Annotated in this window: 17 protein-coding genes; all 17 read right to left on the bottom strand. The window is 38.0% G+C overall.

The features are described from left to right. Positions 1–39: 39 nt before the first annotated feature. Genes hemL through cobS form a run of 17 tightly spaced genes read right to left on the bottom strand, consistent with a single transcriptional unit; the run spans position 40 to position 14,466 of the window. Positions 40–1,374 (bottom strand): glutamate-1-semialdehyde 2,1-aminomutase, encoded by a 1,335-nt coding sequence (gene hemL / locus ACPLVE_RS02795; RefSeq protein ID WP_424609642.1) that lies wholly within the window; start codon positions 1,372–1,374, stop codon positions 40–42. 14 nt (positions 1,375–1,388) lie between these two features. Then, the gene (locus ACPLVE_RS02800) at positions 1,389–1,958 is read right to left on the bottom strand and encodes a precorrin-2 dehydrogenase/sirohydrochlorin ferrochelatase family protein (protein WP_424609643.1); all 570 of its coding nucleotides are present in this window, start codon (positions 1,956–1,958) and stop codon (positions 1,389–1,391) included. Beyond that, a complete protein-coding gene (gene hemB, locus ACPLVE_RS02805) occupies positions 1,940–2,914 on the bottom strand; it encodes a porphobilinogen synthase (RefSeq protein ID WP_424609645.1) in 975 nt (324 codons plus the stop codon). Before hemB ends, ACPLVE_RS02800 begins: the two co-directional genes overlap by 19 nt. Next, positions 2,911–4,395: a uroporphyrinogen-III C-methyltransferase gene (cobA, locus tag ACPLVE_RS02810; protein WP_424609646.1), complete on the bottom strand. Its 1,485-nt coding sequence runs from the start codon at positions 4,393–4,395 to the stop codon at positions 2,911–2,913. Before cobA ends, hemB begins: the two co-directional genes overlap by 4 nt. Then, on the bottom strand, positions 4,392–5,288 hold the full coding sequence (hemC, locus tag ACPLVE_RS02815) for a hydroxymethylbilane synthase (protein WP_424609648.1): 897 nt from the start codon (positions 5,286–5,288) through the stop codon (positions 4,392–4,394). The genes cobA and hemC overlap by 4 nt, the downstream gene beginning before the upstream one ends. Then, the gene (hemA, locus tag ACPLVE_RS02820) at positions 5,285–6,475 is read right to left on the bottom strand and encodes a glutamyl-tRNA reductase (RefSeq protein ID WP_424609650.1); all 1,191 of its coding nucleotides are present in this window, start codon (positions 6,473–6,475) and stop codon (positions 5,285–5,287) included. The genes hemC and hemA overlap by 4 nt, the downstream gene beginning before the upstream one ends. After that, on the bottom strand, positions 6,475–7,224 hold the full coding sequence (gene cobK, locus ACPLVE_RS02825; protein ID WP_424609651.1) for a precorrin-6A reductase: 750 nt from the start codon (positions 7,222–7,224) through the stop codon (positions 6,475–6,477). The genes hemA and cobK overlap by 1 nt, the downstream gene beginning before the upstream one ends. Then, positions 7,221–7,955 (bottom strand): precorrin-3B C(17)-methyltransferase, encoded by a 735-nt coding sequence (gene cobJ / locus ACPLVE_RS02830; protein WP_424609653.1) that lies wholly within the window; start codon positions 7,953–7,955, stop codon positions 7,221–7,223. Before cobJ ends, cobK begins: the two co-directional genes overlap by 4 nt. 6 nt (positions 7,956–7,961) lie before the next feature. After that, on the bottom strand, positions 7,962–8,984 hold the full coding sequence (gene cbiG, locus ACPLVE_RS02835; protein WP_424609655.1) for a cobalt-precorrin 5A hydrolase: 1,023 nt from the start codon (positions 8,982–8,984) through the stop codon (positions 7,962–7,964). Between the two features lie 35 nt (positions 8,985–9,019). Next, positions 9,020–9,763 (bottom strand): precorrin-4 C(11)-methyltransferase, encoded by a 744-nt coding sequence (gene cobM, locus ACPLVE_RS02840; protein ID WP_424609657.1) that lies wholly within the window; start codon positions 9,761–9,763, stop codon positions 9,020–9,022. Between the two features lie 2 nt (positions 9,764–9,765). Beyond that, positions 9,766–10,437 carry a precorrin-2 C(20)-methyltransferase gene (gene cobI / locus ACPLVE_RS02845; protein WP_424609658.1) on the bottom strand — a complete coding sequence of 224 codons (672 nt, stop codon included), beginning with the start codon at positions 10,435–10,437 and terminating at the stop codon, positions 9,766–9,768. Between the two features lies 1 nt (position 10,438). Next, positions 10,439–11,023, bottom strand: a complete 585-nt coding sequence (cbiT, locus tag ACPLVE_RS02850) for a precorrin-6Y C5,15-methyltransferase (decarboxylating) subunit CbiT (protein ID WP_424609659.1) — start codon at positions 11,021–11,023, stop codon at positions 10,439–10,441. Next, on the bottom strand, positions 11,008–11,619 hold the full coding sequence (gene cbiE, locus ACPLVE_RS02855; protein ID WP_424609661.1) for a precorrin-6y C5,15-methyltransferase (decarboxylating) subunit CbiE: 612 nt from the start codon (positions 11,617–11,619) through the stop codon (positions 11,008–11,010). Before cbiE ends, cbiT begins: the two co-directional genes overlap by 16 nt. Then, entirely contained in the window at positions 11,613–12,713 is a 1,101-nt protein-coding gene (gene cbiD, locus ACPLVE_RS02860) for a cobalt-precorrin-5B (C(1))-methyltransferase CbiD (RefSeq protein WP_424609663.1), read from the bottom strand. The genes cbiE and cbiD overlap by 7 nt, the downstream gene beginning before the upstream one ends. Positions 12,714–12,725: 12 nt before the next feature. Beyond that, the gene (locus ACPLVE_RS02865) at positions 12,726–13,343 is read right to left on the bottom strand and encodes a precorrin-8X methylmutase (protein ID WP_424609665.1); all 618 of its coding nucleotides are present in this window, start codon (positions 13,341–13,343) and stop codon (positions 12,726–12,728) included. Then, a complete protein-coding gene (locus ACPLVE_RS02870; protein ID WP_424609666.1) occupies positions 13,340–13,705 on the bottom strand; it encodes a sirohydrochlorin chelatase in 366 nt (121 codons plus the stop codon). The genes ACPLVE_RS02865 and ACPLVE_RS02870 overlap by 4 nt, the downstream gene beginning before the upstream one ends. Before the next feature lie 14 nt (positions 13,706–13,719). Further along, complete coding sequence (cobS, locus tag ACPLVE_RS02875) at positions 13,720–14,466, bottom strand: adenosylcobinamide-GDP ribazoletransferase (protein ID WP_424609668.1); 747 nt, start codon at positions 14,464–14,466, stop codon at positions 13,720–13,722.

Raw genomic sequence — 14,466 nt, forward strand, 5'->3', positions numbered from 1 at the left:
TATTTTGTAAATCCTCCATATAAATTACTCTCTTTTTGTTTACTTTGTCTGATAGGGTGAATCAGACAAGAGGAACCGTGCCCTTTGTCTGATTTTTTGGGCTGCTTCAAAGCTTTTATCAATTGTTTTGTCAATATCTTCGTCTGTATGGGCTGTAGAGATAAAAAAGGCTTCAAACTGGGATGGAGGCAGATACACGCCTCTTTTTAACATTTCTTTAAAATAAAGCGCATACAAAGAAGTATCAGACTTTAAAGCAGATTGATAATCTTTCACTTTTTCGCCTGTAAAAAACATTGTCATCATACTGCCAATCCTGTTTATTACAACATCTATTCCATTATGAACCATGCTCTCTTTTAATCCTTTCTCTAACTTTTCTGCTTTTTTATCCAATTCTTCATAAATTTCAGCCTTCTTAGAAAGTATTTCTAATGTCTTAAATCCTGCTGCCATAGCCAATGAATTACCAGACAAAGTGCCAGCCTGATATACAGGACCATCGGGAGAAACCAATCTCATTATTTCCTCTCTTCCACCATAAGCCCCAACGGGTAAACCACCTCCTATAATCTTTCCAAAAGTAGTAATGTCCGGTGAAATATCATAGAGAGCTTGAGCACCTTTGTAGCTAACCCTAAAGCCAGTTATGACTTCATCAAAAATCAGAAGCGAATTGTATTTTCTGGTTATTTCCCTTAAACCTTTTAAAAAGCCTTTTTCTGGAAGAACAACTCCCATATTACCTGCTACAGGCTCTACAATTACAGCTGCAATGGTTTCACCGTAGTTTCTAAAAATTTCTTCTACAGAGCCGATGTCATTGTATTTTGCAATAAGAGTGTTTTTTGCCAGACTCTCTGGAATCCCTTTAGAATCAGGTATCCCAAAAGTCGTAGCACCAGAGCCTGCCTTTATTAAAAAACTGTCAAAATGGCCATGATAACAACCTTCAAATTTCACAATAATATCCCTGCCTGTATATGCCCTTGCAAGCCTTATGGCACTCATAGTGGCTTCTGTACCTGAGTTTACCATTCTAATTACCTCAACAGAAGGAAAAGCTTCTGTTATCTTCTCAGCCATCAAGACTTCAAGTTCCGTGCAGGCGCCAAAGCTTGTCCCTAATTCTGCCTGATTTTTTATGGCTTCAACCACTTCGGGATTAGAATGCCCTAAAATGAGGGCTCCCCAGGACATCACATAGTCTATGTATTCATTCCCATCTTCATCCAAGATGTGACTCCCTTTGCCTCTTTTTATAAAAACAGGATTTGCACCTACAGACTTAAAGGCTCTAACAGGACTGTTCACCCCTCCCGGCATTAATTTTTTAGCTTTTTCAAACAGATGCTCTGACTTTGTCGTTTTCACGTCATCCTCCCCTTTCAAAGTAAGTGGCTTTTTTCAATTATTTCTTCATAAATTTTTATTTTGTCTTCCTCCCCCAAATTAGAACCCTTTAATTTCTCTCTTATCTGATAAAGCTCTTCTAACAGCCTTTCATATCTTTTATCAAAAGTACTTTCTAATTTTTCTTTTATTTTTCTTGAAAGTAAGGGACTTTTCCCTCCCGTAGAAATGGAAATCACTAAATCACCTCTTCTTACAACAGCAGGCACTATAAAAGATGAGGTATCAATATCATCCACCACATTTACAAGTACCCCATATTTTTCTCCATCTTTAGCAACAAATTTGTTCACTTCTTTGTCATCTGTGCATGCAAAGGCTAAGAAAAAGCCTTTTACATCTGCCTCCTTATATTTTCTCTTTAAGACAGTCAATCTGCCTTTTTCAGCAATACTTAACATCTCTTCTGTAAAAGATGGAGAGATGACTGTGACAAAAGCCTCCGCCTCCAATAAGTGAATGACTTTCCTGTAGGCAACTTTCCCTCCCCCCACAACAAGGCATCTTTTACCTTTTAAATTGAGCATCACCGGGTAGAAAGCCATTTTGCAACATCCTTTGCAAAATAAGTTATAATCATATCGGCTCCTGCCCTTTTAATAGAAGTCATAATCTCCATGACGACAGCTTTTTCATCAAGCCACCCCATTTTAGCCGCCGCCTTTATCATGGAATATTCTCCACTAACACTGTAGGCTGCAACAGGAACTTTAAAACTATCTTTTACCCTCCTTATTATGTCAAGATAAGATAAGGCCGGCTTTACCATCACAATATCTGCTCCCTCTTCAATATCAAGCTCCACTTCCTTTAAAGCCTCATCAGAATTGCCGTAATCCATCTGATAGGTCTTTCTATCGCCAAATCTTGGTGCAGAATCTGCTGCCTCCCTGAAAGGACCGTAGAAAGACGAGGCATATTTCGCACTATAAGCCATAATAGGAGTATTTACATATCCTCTTTCATCTAATAAGTCTCTTATAGCTTTCACTCTTCCATCCATCATATCAGAAGGCGCCACAATGTCTGCTCCAGCTTCTACATGGGACAAGGCTATTTTCGCTATATAATCTAAAGTCTTGTCATTTACAATTTCCCCATCTTCTACAATTCCGCAATGGCCGTGACTTGTGTATCCACACATACATACATCTGTTATAACTGCAACATCATTTATTTTTTCCTTTATAGCCCTTACTGCTCTTTGGACAATTCCATCTTCCTTATATGCATAAGTCCCAAATTCATCTTTTTGAGATGTAACACCAAACAGCAAAACTGCAGGAATGCCTAAATCTTTCACCTCTTTTATTTCCTCTATCAATAAATCCACAGAAAAATGGTAGACTCCAGGCATTGACCTCACTTCTGCCTTTACTCTTTCTCCCTCTACAACAAAGAGGGGATAAATCAAATCTTTTACACAAAGAAAAGTCTCTCTTACCATATCTCTTATATTCTGACTAACCCTTAGCCTTCTCGGTCTTTTGACTAATTTCATCCATGCATCTCCCTCGCTTTTATTATGGATTCAACCAACTTTTCTGATGTAAAAATTTCTGGAATCAAATCTACAGTAAATCCCTTTTCTTCTATGACTTTTTTTGTAACTGGACCTATTGCCGCTATTTTTGCCTTCTCGAGAAACGAAAGCTTTCCATCGAGGATGAGTTCCAAGTATTTGAAGGTGGAAGGACTTGTAAAAATCGCTATGTCTATACCTTTTTCTACCTCCTCTTTTAGTCTCTCTCTAACTTCATAGTTGGGAATATTCAAGTAAGCGACCACCTTCTCTACAAGAGAAGTATATTTTTTTAAGTTTTCTATTAAAATTTCTCCTCCTATATCCGAAGTCAAAACAGCTACAGATTTACTCTCTATATCTTTTTTTAAAACTTCTTCTAAGTCCTCTGAAGTGTATTTCTCTGGCACTAAATCCGGATATATATTAAAATTTTCTAAAGCCTTTGCTGTTTTCTCACCAATCGCCACTATCTTTGTTTTTAACCTTCTTAAGTCATACCTACTTTCTCTTACACCCTCCATAAAACTTAAAACCGCATTAGAACTTGTAAAAACGGTGTGATTAAACTTCTCAACGCAATTTAAAAACTCTCTTATATTTTCTTTTTGATTAATAATCTTTATAGTAGGTATGACTAAAACCTCAGCTCCTTCTTCTTTTAAAGCTTTCTCCATATCATAAGCCTGTTCTTTTGGCCTTGTAATGAGAATTCTTTTCCCAAAGAGCCCCTTCTTTTCATACCACGACAGCTTGTCTTTTAATTCTACCACTTTCCCCACCACAAAAACGGCTGGATTTTTGATGCCCTCCTCCTTAGCCACCCGAGCGATATCCTTCAAAGGTGCAAAAACACTTCTCTGCCTTGGAGTAGTCCCTTCCATTATCACGGCAGAAGGAGTCTCTGGAGCCATACCGTGTTCTATCAGATTTTCCGCGATCTCTGCCAAATTAGATATGCCCATTAAAAAAACAAGGGTGGTATTAAGACACGCAATCTTTTGCCAGTCTACCTCCAAATCATGTCCCGACATCACGAAAAAAGAAGAACTCACACCTCTATGGGTAAGAGGAATCCCTGCATATGAAGGGACAGCCGAAAAAGAGCTGACTCCCGGAACTATTTCGAAGCTCACACCATTTTCTAAAAGGTATATCGCCTCTTCTCCTCCCCTCCCAAATATGAAGGGATCCCCTCCTTTGAGCCTGACCACCTTTTTGCCCTCTTTTGCCTTTTTAAGAAGAATTTCATTTATTTCCTCCTGAGGGTTTTTATTAACTCCAGGCTCTTTACCGACGTCTATTAACTCAGCGCTTTCTTTCGCCATTTCGATTATCTTCCTATTCACAAGCCTGTCATACACTAAAACATCTGCTTTTTTTATCACATCCAAAGCTTTTTGTGTTAAAAGCCCAATGTCCCCTGGTCCTGCTCCCACAATGTACACAATTCCTCTCATATCTCATCACCAAACTCTTTTATCAGTCTATCAATTGCCTCATCTATATTCTTTATATCTGCGATAAAATTTTTCTTAAAAAACTTTTCGCCTTTTTCTAAAAAAAGATTTACATGCACTTTGCCATCTTCTAAGTAATTAGCATAAACTCCAAAAGGCGTCCTGCAGTCTACTCCAAAAATCTTTAAGAACTTTCTTTCAATCTCCGCTTCTATTTGAGTTTTTTTATTATAAAGATAGGGGTAAAGGGTTTTATTAAACACCTCATAAAAGTCCTCTCTAAATTCCACAGCTAAAATACCCTGCCAAGCCGCTGGGACCATTACATCTGTAGGGAAATATTCTGTTATAATTTCTGTAAGACCAAGCCTTATAAGTCCAGAAGCCGCAAGAATTAATCCATCCAAGTTTTGCTCTTCCATTTTATTTATTCTAGTTTCAATGTTACCTCTTATTGGAATAACCTCCACATGGGGAGCTAATCTAGTAATCTGCGCTTTTCTCCTTAAACTACTTGTTGCAATTTTAGCCCCTCCCCTTAAATCCTTAAGAGGAACCTTACCCCTTGAAACAAGCACATCTTGAGGGTTCTCTCTTTCTAGCACGGGAATCAATAAAAGTCCAGGAACAGTTTCATAAGGCATATCCTTCATGCTGTGAACGGCCATATCAATTTCTCCTCTTAAAAGTGCCTTTTCTATTTCTTTTACAAAAACCCCCTTACCTCCAAGCATTTCTACGGGTTTGTCAACCATCTTATCCCCTTTTGTTGTAATTTTTACTATTTCGAACTCAATATAGGGATTTTTTTCTTTTATTCTTTTTAAAACCAGCTCTGTCTGTTTAACGGCAAGAGTGCTTCCTCTCGTGCCTACCCTTATGACTTTCTTCATACAATTCCTCCAGTTCTTAACTGCGTTATCATCTTGTTTGCCATTTTGTTCGCCACTTTTCTAAGAGCAAGTCTTATTTTTTCTCTGTCCTTTTCTGACAGGCTATTTATCTTGTTTACCACTTTTTCAAATTCCTCTAAATACACCTCTTCAGCATATCTATTTACTTCTTTTATGTAAGGCTCTATTTCAAGTTCCTTATACCATTTTGCAAACTCTTCTACTTTTTCTTCTACCATCTTATCAATAACAGGAATCAAAGAAATTCTTTCTTTTAGATTCTCTTCTGCGGTTTTCTTCAAGTCATCTATTGTATAAAGACTAACCTCTTTTAGCGTACCTATTTTAGGGTCTATATCCCTTGGAACACCGAGGTCGACAAAGCAAATCCTTCTTCCCTTGTATACCTCCATAAGTTTTTCATAATTCACTGTATAGTGAGGAGCGTCCGTAGCACTTATCACTATATCACTGGAGGTTATATAAAGGTATTTTTCCTCATAAGGGACCACTTCTATAGCTGGAAATTCCTCTTTTAGTGAAATTAACCTTGCAGCACTTCTATTGGTAGCAAAAACTTTTGCCTCCTTATCCAGTAAGTGCTTTATTGCGGTCTTGCCCATTTCCCCAGCTCCAACTACAAAGACTTTCTTATCTTTTAAGCCATCTAAATTTTCTTCAATAAATTTAACCGCTATGTAGCTTATTGAAAGTGACAGACTGCCAATACCCGTCTCACTCCTCACCTTTTTACCCAGTGTCACTGCTTCTCTAAAAAGTCTGTTTAAAATTTTGCCTGAACCTTCAAATTCCTGTGCCTTAATTAGGGCTTCTTTTACCTGAGAGAGTATTTGGTCTTCGCCTACTACCATGGACTCAAGCCCTGCTGCTACCCTGAAAACATGTTTTACTGCTTCATAACCTTCTCTTTTCTTCAAGTACTTTCTTTCTTCTCCTTTAAGTCCGGTATACTCTAAATAAAACCTTTCAATTTTCTCAAAATTTTCATCAGAAGAATAGAGGTAAATCTCACTCCTGTGGCATGTAGAAAGTACCACTGATTCCTGAAAACCTAACTTTTTTAGTTCATGGAAAATTCTCTCGAGATTTTTTAAAGAAGCCTTTTCTCTTACCTTTAGCGGAGCATCTTTATCAATTCCAATCATTTTTATGGCATTTATATCCATTAAACATCACCTGCTCTTAGAATAACATCTATTAAAGCCTCTTCATCTCTTATAATAACGGGATAATTAATAGAAGGTCTTTCAATCAATATTACAGGAATCCCTAGCATTTCAGCCGCCTCAAGCTTTTCTAAAACTCCCCCTACATAGCCGCTCTCTTTTGTAACAACCACCTCAGCTCTTTTTTCCTTAAACATCTGATAATTAAGGTCCACACTGAAAGGACCTTCCATCGCTATAATATCTTTAGGGGTAAGGCCTAATTCTTCGCATTTTTTTATGACAGAGCTCAAAGGAAGAACTCTAACTGTGACTTTTTTGCCTGCATCCCACAGATATTTAAACTTTTCTAAATTCTTACTCCCAATGGTTAGAAAAATGCTGTCATATTTCTCACAGGCTTTTTCTGCTTCTTCAAAGCTTTTTACAACAAAAGCATTTTTATAATCCACATTTTGCCTTTCAAACCTTATATATTTAGAGCCCATTTTTACAGAAGCATTTATAGCGTTTAAAGAAACCTCTTTTGCAAAAGGATGGGTGGCATCAACTACAATCTCTATTCCCCTATTTTTTATAAGTTCGATAAAACCTCCCTCATCCAAAGGGCCTTTTAAAACTTCTATTCCCTTTCCCAAAAGACTTGCTCCATACTCTGTAACTGCTGTAGCAATAACCTTGAGTCCTTTTTCGCTTAGTTTTTTAGCTATTTCCCTTCCATCTTTTGTACCCGCCAGCACCAGTATCATAGCCTATATCCCCTCGGCGTTATCATTTTGCCATTTTTTATATAAGTGCTGCTGTTGCCAACTATCACAATAGTCCTCATGTCTATATCAAATTTCTCCATATCCTTTAAAGTGGTCAAGACAACCTCTTCTCCTCTTCTTGTGGCATTTTTAACTATTCCAACAGGAGTATCTTCTTTTCTGTATTTTAAAAGTATTTTTTTGGCTTTTTCTATATGTTCCTGTCTTTCTCTACTTTTGGGGTTGTAAAGCACTACTACAAAGTCTGCTTTCGCCGACGCTTCAAGTCTTTTTTCTATCACTTCCCACGGGATAAGATGGTCAGAAAGGCTTATTGCTGAAAAATCCTGCATTATAGGAGCACCTAATATTGCTGAAGCCGCATTTAAGGCAGTAACCCCAGGTATAACCTCTACATCCATTTCCTCTAAAACTTCACTGCCGGCAATTTCATAGACAAGTCCTGCCATACCATATATCCCCGGATCCCCACTCGATATTAGACAAACTTTTTCGCCTTTTAATGAAAGTTCAATTGCTTTTCTGCACCTTTCAACTTCACTTCTCATCCCTGATGAGACAATTTTTTTCTTTTCAATCAAGGGCATTACAAGGTCTATATATGTCTTATAGCCGACTACTACATCGCACTCTTCTAACGCCTGCAGAGCTCTTTGCGTCATATCATCAAGGCTTCCCGGTCCTATCCCAACTATTTTAAGCCATCCCATATTGCATCATTCCTCATCTTTAGATTGATAGACCGCCAATGTAATTCCATCTTTTTTTATGTATAAAAGTTCCCTTCCTCCGCCGCTTGCAAGATACGCTGAGGGTCTTGATACGCTTCCCACCCCTACTGTTTGAAATACAAAATCAGATACTGGAAATTTGCTCTCAACTTCTTTTAATTCTTCTTTTGTATAAAACACTACTGGAACTCCCAAAGCCTCTTTGAGCTTTAAAATTGCCTCCTCATCTTTTTTTAAATCAATTGTGGCAATAGATTTTACACTTTTTATATCAAGTTCTAAGTTGTCAAAAGTCTCTTTTACAAATTCAAAAAGCCTTTCAAATTCCACGTTTTTTCTACAACCTATTCCTAGGACAATGTTTCTAGGGACCAAGATCACATACGGCTTATCAAAACTTTTCTTAATTTTTCTATTTGTCACAAACACAAAGGCTTTAGCTTCCTCTTCTTTTATGCTATAAATGTATTCTTTAAGTTTGTGTAAAGCTTTCTCGTCTTCTACCACGAATTTCACTTTCTCGCCACTGACAAGGGCAGCACTTACTTTTTTTAAGTCCTTTCCATTTTCAATCAAATAACCCTCCTCTTTGGCGAATACGTCCAGTGCCACCACTTTTTCTACATCTGTCGCTGTAGTTATGACAGGCTGCGCTTCGAGGATTTCAGCAACCCTCTTCGCAAGCTCATTTGCCCCTCCCACATGCCCTGATAGAAGGCTTATTGCAAATAAACCTTTTTCATCCACTACAACTACTGCAGGGTCCTTATGTTTGTCTTCAATAACACCTGCAATCGCTCTTACTACAATGCCTGTAGCCATTACAAATACAAGCCCATCGTACTTTCTAAAAATCTCATGAACAAAGGGTATGAATTCCCCCTCTATTAATAGGTCTCCAGTATGAGCGTGTTTTTCTTTTATATATACATCTCCTCCCAGCTTACTTTTTATTTTTCTCGCTATTTCTGAACCATTTTTTGTAAGTGAAATTATGGCCAATCTCATATTCAAACTTCCCTTTCTGATGTTTCTACTTGATGCTACCCTCTGAATCCATGAGAAAATTTTCCATCATAAAGCTTAGAATAAGCTTTTATATCTTTTAAAAAATCCCCCACTAGTATGAGGGCAGTCTTTTTTATCCCCTCTTTTTTCACCTTTTCAGATATATCTAAAAGGGTACCTAATATAACCTTCTCGTCTTCCCAAGAAGCTTTATACACTACCGCAACAGGAGTAGAAGGGTCATAACCTTCTTTTAATTCTTCAACTACCCTTTCTATTTTATCTACACTTAAAAATATCACCATCGTGGCCCTGTGTTTAGAAAGAAGTCTTAGACTTTCCACTTCAGGCATTTTTGTGTTTCCTTCTATTCTCGTCAAGATGATCGTCTGAGTGATTCCTGGAATTGTAAGCTCTTTTTTCAAAGCAGAGGCTGCTGCAAGAAAAGAGCTTACTCCAGGAATTATTTCATAAGGTATATCCCTCTTTTTAAGCTCCATCATCTGTTCGTGAACCGCCCCATAGATTGATGGGTCTCCAGTGTGTATTCTCGCAACATTTTTCCCTTGTTTATGAGCTTCCTCCATAATCTTTATTATCTCATCTAGAGTCATGAAGGCACTGTTGTAAATTTTCGCATCTTCTCTGGCATATTTTAAAACTTCATCATTTACAAGGGAACCGGCGTATATGATGACTTCACAAAAAGATATGACTCTTGCAGCCTTAATCGTTAAAAGCTCCGGGTCCCCCGGTCCTGCTCCTATGAAATAAATCATATTTACTTCTCCTTTTTCGCTATAATAAGGGAAAGATAATCTAATTTCTTTCCTATAAACTCTTCTAAATTTCTCGTCTTTTTTTCATCCTCATGTCCGCACTTTATCGCGAGATTTCCTACAAAACCTTTATCTTTTAGAAGTTTTATAATCGTGTCATAATTCCTTGAAACCTTCATTAAAACGACTGTATCAAAGAGTTCCAAAATTTTCTCAATCTCCTCTGGGTCGTCAGAAGAGACTACCGCAAAATTCTGTCTTCCTTCGGCAATTGGAAGATTAAAAGATGCAGCTGCTGCAGAATAAGAACTTATTCCAGGAATTGTTTCAATTTCAAAACCCTCAAGCTCCCTCAAAAGGTATATGTAGGTACTGTATATCATCGGATCTCCTATTGTTATAAAAGCTACATCTTTACCTCCCATTAGAAGCTCTCTAATCTTTTCCGCATTTTCCTCCCATTTGTCTTTAAGTCTTTTGGTATCGTAAGTCATAGGAAAATCTAAAAAAACAACTTCCCCTTTTATATAAGGTTTGGCAATAAAATAGGCAATACTTCCTTCTCCTTTAGAGGGAGCAAGTACTACATCTACTTTATTCAATATTTCTACTGCTTTTAAAGTTAGAAGTTTCCTATCTCCCGGACCTACACCTACTCCATAAAACTTTGCCATCTTATCCCTCTTTTTGCCCTGTTATTATGTAAATTGGATTTCTTGCTATCATCATCGTTTTATCTCCAGCTTTTTTTGACACAGCAACATTTATACTCAAAACTTCAACTTTGTAAGGTCTCTTTTTAAGGAAATTAGTTAAAAACCACGTCGTTTCTAATGTTATGGCATTTGCAACTAAAATGCCTCCTATTTGGAGCTTTTCATCCACTACCTTGAGAATGTCCTGTAGCTTCTCGCCACTTCCACCGATAAATACTCTATCAGGCTGAGGAAGAGAAAAAAGAGCTTCTGGAGCCTCCCCCAACACGGTCACTACGTTTGAAGCAGCGAACTTAGACGCATTTTTCTCTATTAACTTTATTCCTTCTTCCTCTTTTTCAATTGCGTATACAGTTCCTTCTTTCGAAAGGATCGCCGCCTCAATAGAAACAGAGCCTGTCCCCGCCCCTATATCCCAAACTACGCTATCCCTCTTGAGCCTGAGCTTTGAGATAGAAATAACTCTTATTTCCTCTTTTGTCATAGGAAAATTGCCCTTTTCAAAGTACTCATCTGAAATGCCCGGAACTACATATTCCCACATGTTATCACCACTACATTTAGTCTAAAATCTTGGTTAAACTCTAAAAGTTCTTGAACTGAAAACTCATATATCCTCTCCTCATCATAGGAGAGATTCTCTCCAACAAAAATTCTCACATTTTCAATCCCCTTTTCTTTAAGCTTTTTAGCTATGTACTGGGGTGTACGAACTGCATCTGTAAAAATAGCGACTTTTTTATGTTTTAAAAGCGTGCCTATAAAATCTTCTTCTCTACCGTGTAAGCTTAAAACCTGCAACCCCCTTTCAGAAACCTTGATTTTAGCGCATAAGTACTGTACAGAACTTATTCCAGGAATTATTTCCACCTCATCTTTATCTACATATTTTAAAATGGTCTCAGCTATACCGTAAAGAAGAGGGTCTCCCGAAGATAATATGACGATGTTTTCTTTTCTTTTAAGGAGTTCTTTAAACTCTAAAGATGTGTCTATGGCAATTTTCTCACAGGAAATATCGTAAAACTCTTCTAGATGTCTTCTACCGCCTACAAGAACCTCTGCATTTTTTATCTTTTCTAATGCATAAAAGCTTATGAATCTTCTGCTGCCGGGTCCCACCCCTACAATTGTCACCATTTCACTTCATCACCTGCTTTTGCAATAAGCCCTCTTTTCAATGAGATTAAATGAACCTCTATTTTCAGCTGATCATAAGTGTACTGCTTGCACCTTTTATAAACCCTTTCTGCAATAAAGCGGTTAAATTCATCAATGTCTATCCCAGACCTTTCAATTATATCCAGAGCCTCTTCCGTGTTACTGGAATTTAGAACATCCCTCACCACTTCTTTATCTGCTCCGAAATAAGCGGCATAAGCCGCCATCGCCTCTGCTCTTGCATCAGCTTCGCGGCTGTGGGTGTTAAAAATCCCTGCTGCCACCTTTACAAGCTTACCTATATGGCCTGCTAAGACCACATGGGTAAAGCCGTATTGAACTGCTTTTTCCAGCATAAAACCCAGGAAATTCCCATAAGAAATTATTAGCCTTCCTTCTATCCCCACGCTTTTAGCATAATCCTTTCCGTAGTTACCCGGAGAAAAGACCACCTTCTTGTGCCCTTCTGCCGCTAAAACCGATAGTTCCATCTCTAAAGAGGCTTTTAACGCTTCTACAGACATGGGCTCAACAATGCCAGAGGTACCTAAAATTGATATGCCCCCCACTATACCTAATCTGGGATTAAATGTCCTTTTTGCCACTTCTTCGCCACCCGGGACGCTTATTGTAACCGTGACTCCCTTGCCTTCCGGAAGTACTTTCTTGACTTCATGCAAAATCATGGCCATGGGGACAGGATTTATGGCAGGCTTACCAGGACTCACAGGAAGCCCCGGCTTTGTTACGACTCCAACTCCTTCCCCGCCGTAGACCTCGATTCCCTCTCCTTCTTTTAATTCAACTTTTGAGTAAATTATAAGACCATGGGTGGCATCAGGGTCATCCCCTCCGTCCTTTCTTATTCCACATTTAACCCAGCCATCTCCAAAAGTAACATCCAGCACTTCAAGCTCGAGACGCCAACCTTTTGGCGTTTCTATCTCTACTTTGTCTATCCTCTTGCCCGTAAAAAGCATATATGCAGCAGCCTTTGAGGCAGCAGCCGCACAAGACCCTGTTGTATAGCCATATCTTAACTTCTTACCTTCTTTGTACGTATATACTTCCATACAACCACCCTTTCAAAGCATGTACAAAAGGGCATTTACAATCGCTACTGCCACAGTACTACCGCCTTTTCTCCCTTCTGTGATTATGTAAGGAACGCCTAATTTTTTTACCTCTTCTTTTGATTCTTCTGCTCCTACAAACCCTACAGGAACCCCAATTATCAAAGAAGGCTGGATCTTTTTTTCATTAACCAGCTCACAAAGTTTAAAAAGAGCCGTAGGAGCATTTCCAATAACAAATATTTTTGCCCTTTCATCTTCTGAGGCCTTAATCATAGCTGCCATAGATCGGGTTATACCTTTTTCTTTTGCAATTTTCTCAACATCTGGCAGGTCAATATAGCTTTTGACTTCTGCACCCACTTTCTTTAATGCTTGCTTATTTATGCCCGCCTCTATCATACGCGTATCTGTAACTATGGCAAAGCCCTCTTTTAAGGCGGAAAGCCCTGCCTCTATTGCCCCACTTGATATTTTCAAAATATTAGAAAAATCAAGGTCAGCCGTCGCATGTATCACCCTTTTTACAATTTTGAGCTCCCTTTCATCAAATTTCGATTCATCTATCAAACTACCTATTATCTCAAAGCTTTTTTTCTCTATTTCTATAGGGTCTTTCAGGTAATTCATAAAACTTCTCTTGCCCTTTCAAGGATGATTTCTACAATCCTATCGTCATATCCCATTGGCCTTGCGAATTTTATATTAAGGTTGGGATATTTTTCTTTTTCCTTCTCAAAAAGCTCGGGTATATCTTCCCTTATATGGATTCCCTCAAAGAGAAACATAGGAACTGCAATTATCTCGAATATACCCTCCTTTACAAAATCCTCTATTGCCGCTGGAATGTCAGGTTCATTAAATTCCATAAAAGCTGCTTCCACTTTTTTGTACTGCCCAAATTCTCTTATTCTCATCGCTACTTTTTCTACCACCTCTTTGGTCTCATCTACCCGGCTTCCATGAGCTATTATTAATAAACCTCTTTCCATTTTGTATCCTCCTTTTAAAATATTGTAAAATACATTAATGCTAAAAGTTCGTTAAGCTCAATAACTGCTCCCAAGGTGTCCCCCGTCATCCCATTTATTTTTTTAGAGATGTACACTGTAACAAGGTATGTAAATATCATAGAAATCCCGCAAAGCACAATGAAGTCTTTAAAGGATGTCATAAAATAACCTGTCAGTGCCGCAATTACTAACGCGATAAAAAACTCTCTTAAACTGACCTTTTCAAGGAGAAGTCCCCCCAAGCCTTTACCGCCTCTTGCAGACTTGCTCACTACAGTTGAAAACACAACAGCCAATCTTGCAATAACAGGTGAAAGTACAATCGCAGTGAATAAGGTACCTTGGTCTATATGGGTCAAGAACAAAATTTTTAAAATTACCATGAAAACTAAAGCTAAAACTCCATTTGTTCCAAGTCTTGAATCCTTCATTATTTCAAGAATTTTTTCTCTTTCTTTATTGGAAAAAAGTCCATCAAAAGTGTCTGCCAGCCCATCTATATGAATTCCTCTTGTGAGGATATAAGAAAGAACAACGAGGAAGGTCATGACAATTTCCCGGGAAAAGAAATTTTTCAAAAGAAGATACACGATATATAAAATACTCCCTATCAAAAGCCCCACTAAGGGAAAATAAGAAGCTATTTTATAAATCTTATCCTCTTTAACATCGATATTTATTGGTATGGGAATACCTGTCATGAATTGTATTGAAAGTATTAAAGTTTTTATCTCTTCCAT

The organism is Caldanaerobacter sp., assembly GCF_049701115.1.
Lineage (GTDB): Bacteria > Bacillota > Thermoanaerobacteria > Thermoanaerobacterales > Thermoanaerobacteraceae > Thermoanaerobacter.

Bases quoted from the DNA above. Each gene is read 5' to 3' on its own strand.
- cobI (WP_424609658.1), bottom strand. From the start codon at position 10,437: ATGGCAAAGTTTTATGGAGTAGGTGTAGGTCCGGGAGATAGGAAACTT.
- hemB (WP_424609645.1), bottom strand. From the start codon at position 2,914: ATGAAATTAGTCAAAAGACCGAGAAGGCTAAGGGTTAGTCAGAATATA.
- cbiG (WP_424609655.1), bottom strand. From the start codon at position 8,984: ATGAGATTGGCCATAATTTCACTTACAAAAAATGGTTCAGAAATAGCG.
- cobA (WP_424609646.1), bottom strand. From the start codon at position 4,395: ATGAGAGGAATTGTGTACATTGTGGGAGCAGGACCAGGGGACATTGGG.
- cbiT (WP_424609659.1), bottom strand. From the start codon at position 11,023: ATGTGGGAATATGTAGTTCCGGGCATTTCAGATGAGTACTTTGAAAAG.
- ACPLVE_RS02865 (WP_424609665.1), bottom strand. From the start codon at position 13,343: ATGAATTACCTGAAAGACCCTATAGAAATAGAGAAAAAAAGCTTTGAG.
- cbiD (WP_424609663.1), bottom strand. From the start codon at position 12,713: ATGGAAGTATATACGTACAAAGAAGGTAAGAAGTTAAGATATGGCTAT.
- cobJ (WP_424609653.1), bottom strand. From the start codon at position 7,955: ATGGGATGGCTTAAAATAGTTGGGATAGGACCGGGAAGCCTTGATGAT.
- ACPLVE_RS02800 (WP_424609643.1), bottom strand. From the start codon at position 1,958: ATGGCTTTCTACCCGGTGATGCTCAATTTAAAAGGTAAAAGATGCCTT.
- cobS (WP_424609668.1), bottom strand. From the start codon at position 14,466: ATGGAAGAGATAAAAACTTTAATACTTTCAATACAATTCATGACAGGT.
- hemA (WP_424609650.1), bottom strand. From the start codon at position 6,475: ATGGATATAAATGCCATAAAAATGATTGGAATTGATAAAGATGCTCCG.
- ACPLVE_RS02870 (WP_424609666.1), bottom strand. From the start codon at position 13,705: ATGGAAAGAGGTTTATTAATAATAGCTCATGGAAGCCGGGTAGATGAG.
- hemC (WP_424609648.1), bottom strand. From the start codon at position 5,288: ATGAAGAAAGTCATAAGGGTAGGCACGAGAGGAAGCACTCTTGCCGTT.
- cbiE (WP_424609661.1), bottom strand. From the start codon at position 11,619: ATGGTGACAATTGTAGGGGTGGGACCCGGCAGCAGAAGATTCATAAGC.
- cobK (WP_424609651.1), bottom strand. From the start codon at position 7,224: ATGATACTGGTGCTGGCGGGTACAAAAGATGGAAGGGAAATAGCTAAA.
- cobM (WP_424609657.1), bottom strand. From the start codon at position 9,763: ATGATTTATTTCATAGGAGCAGGACCGGGGGACCCGGAGCTTTTAACG.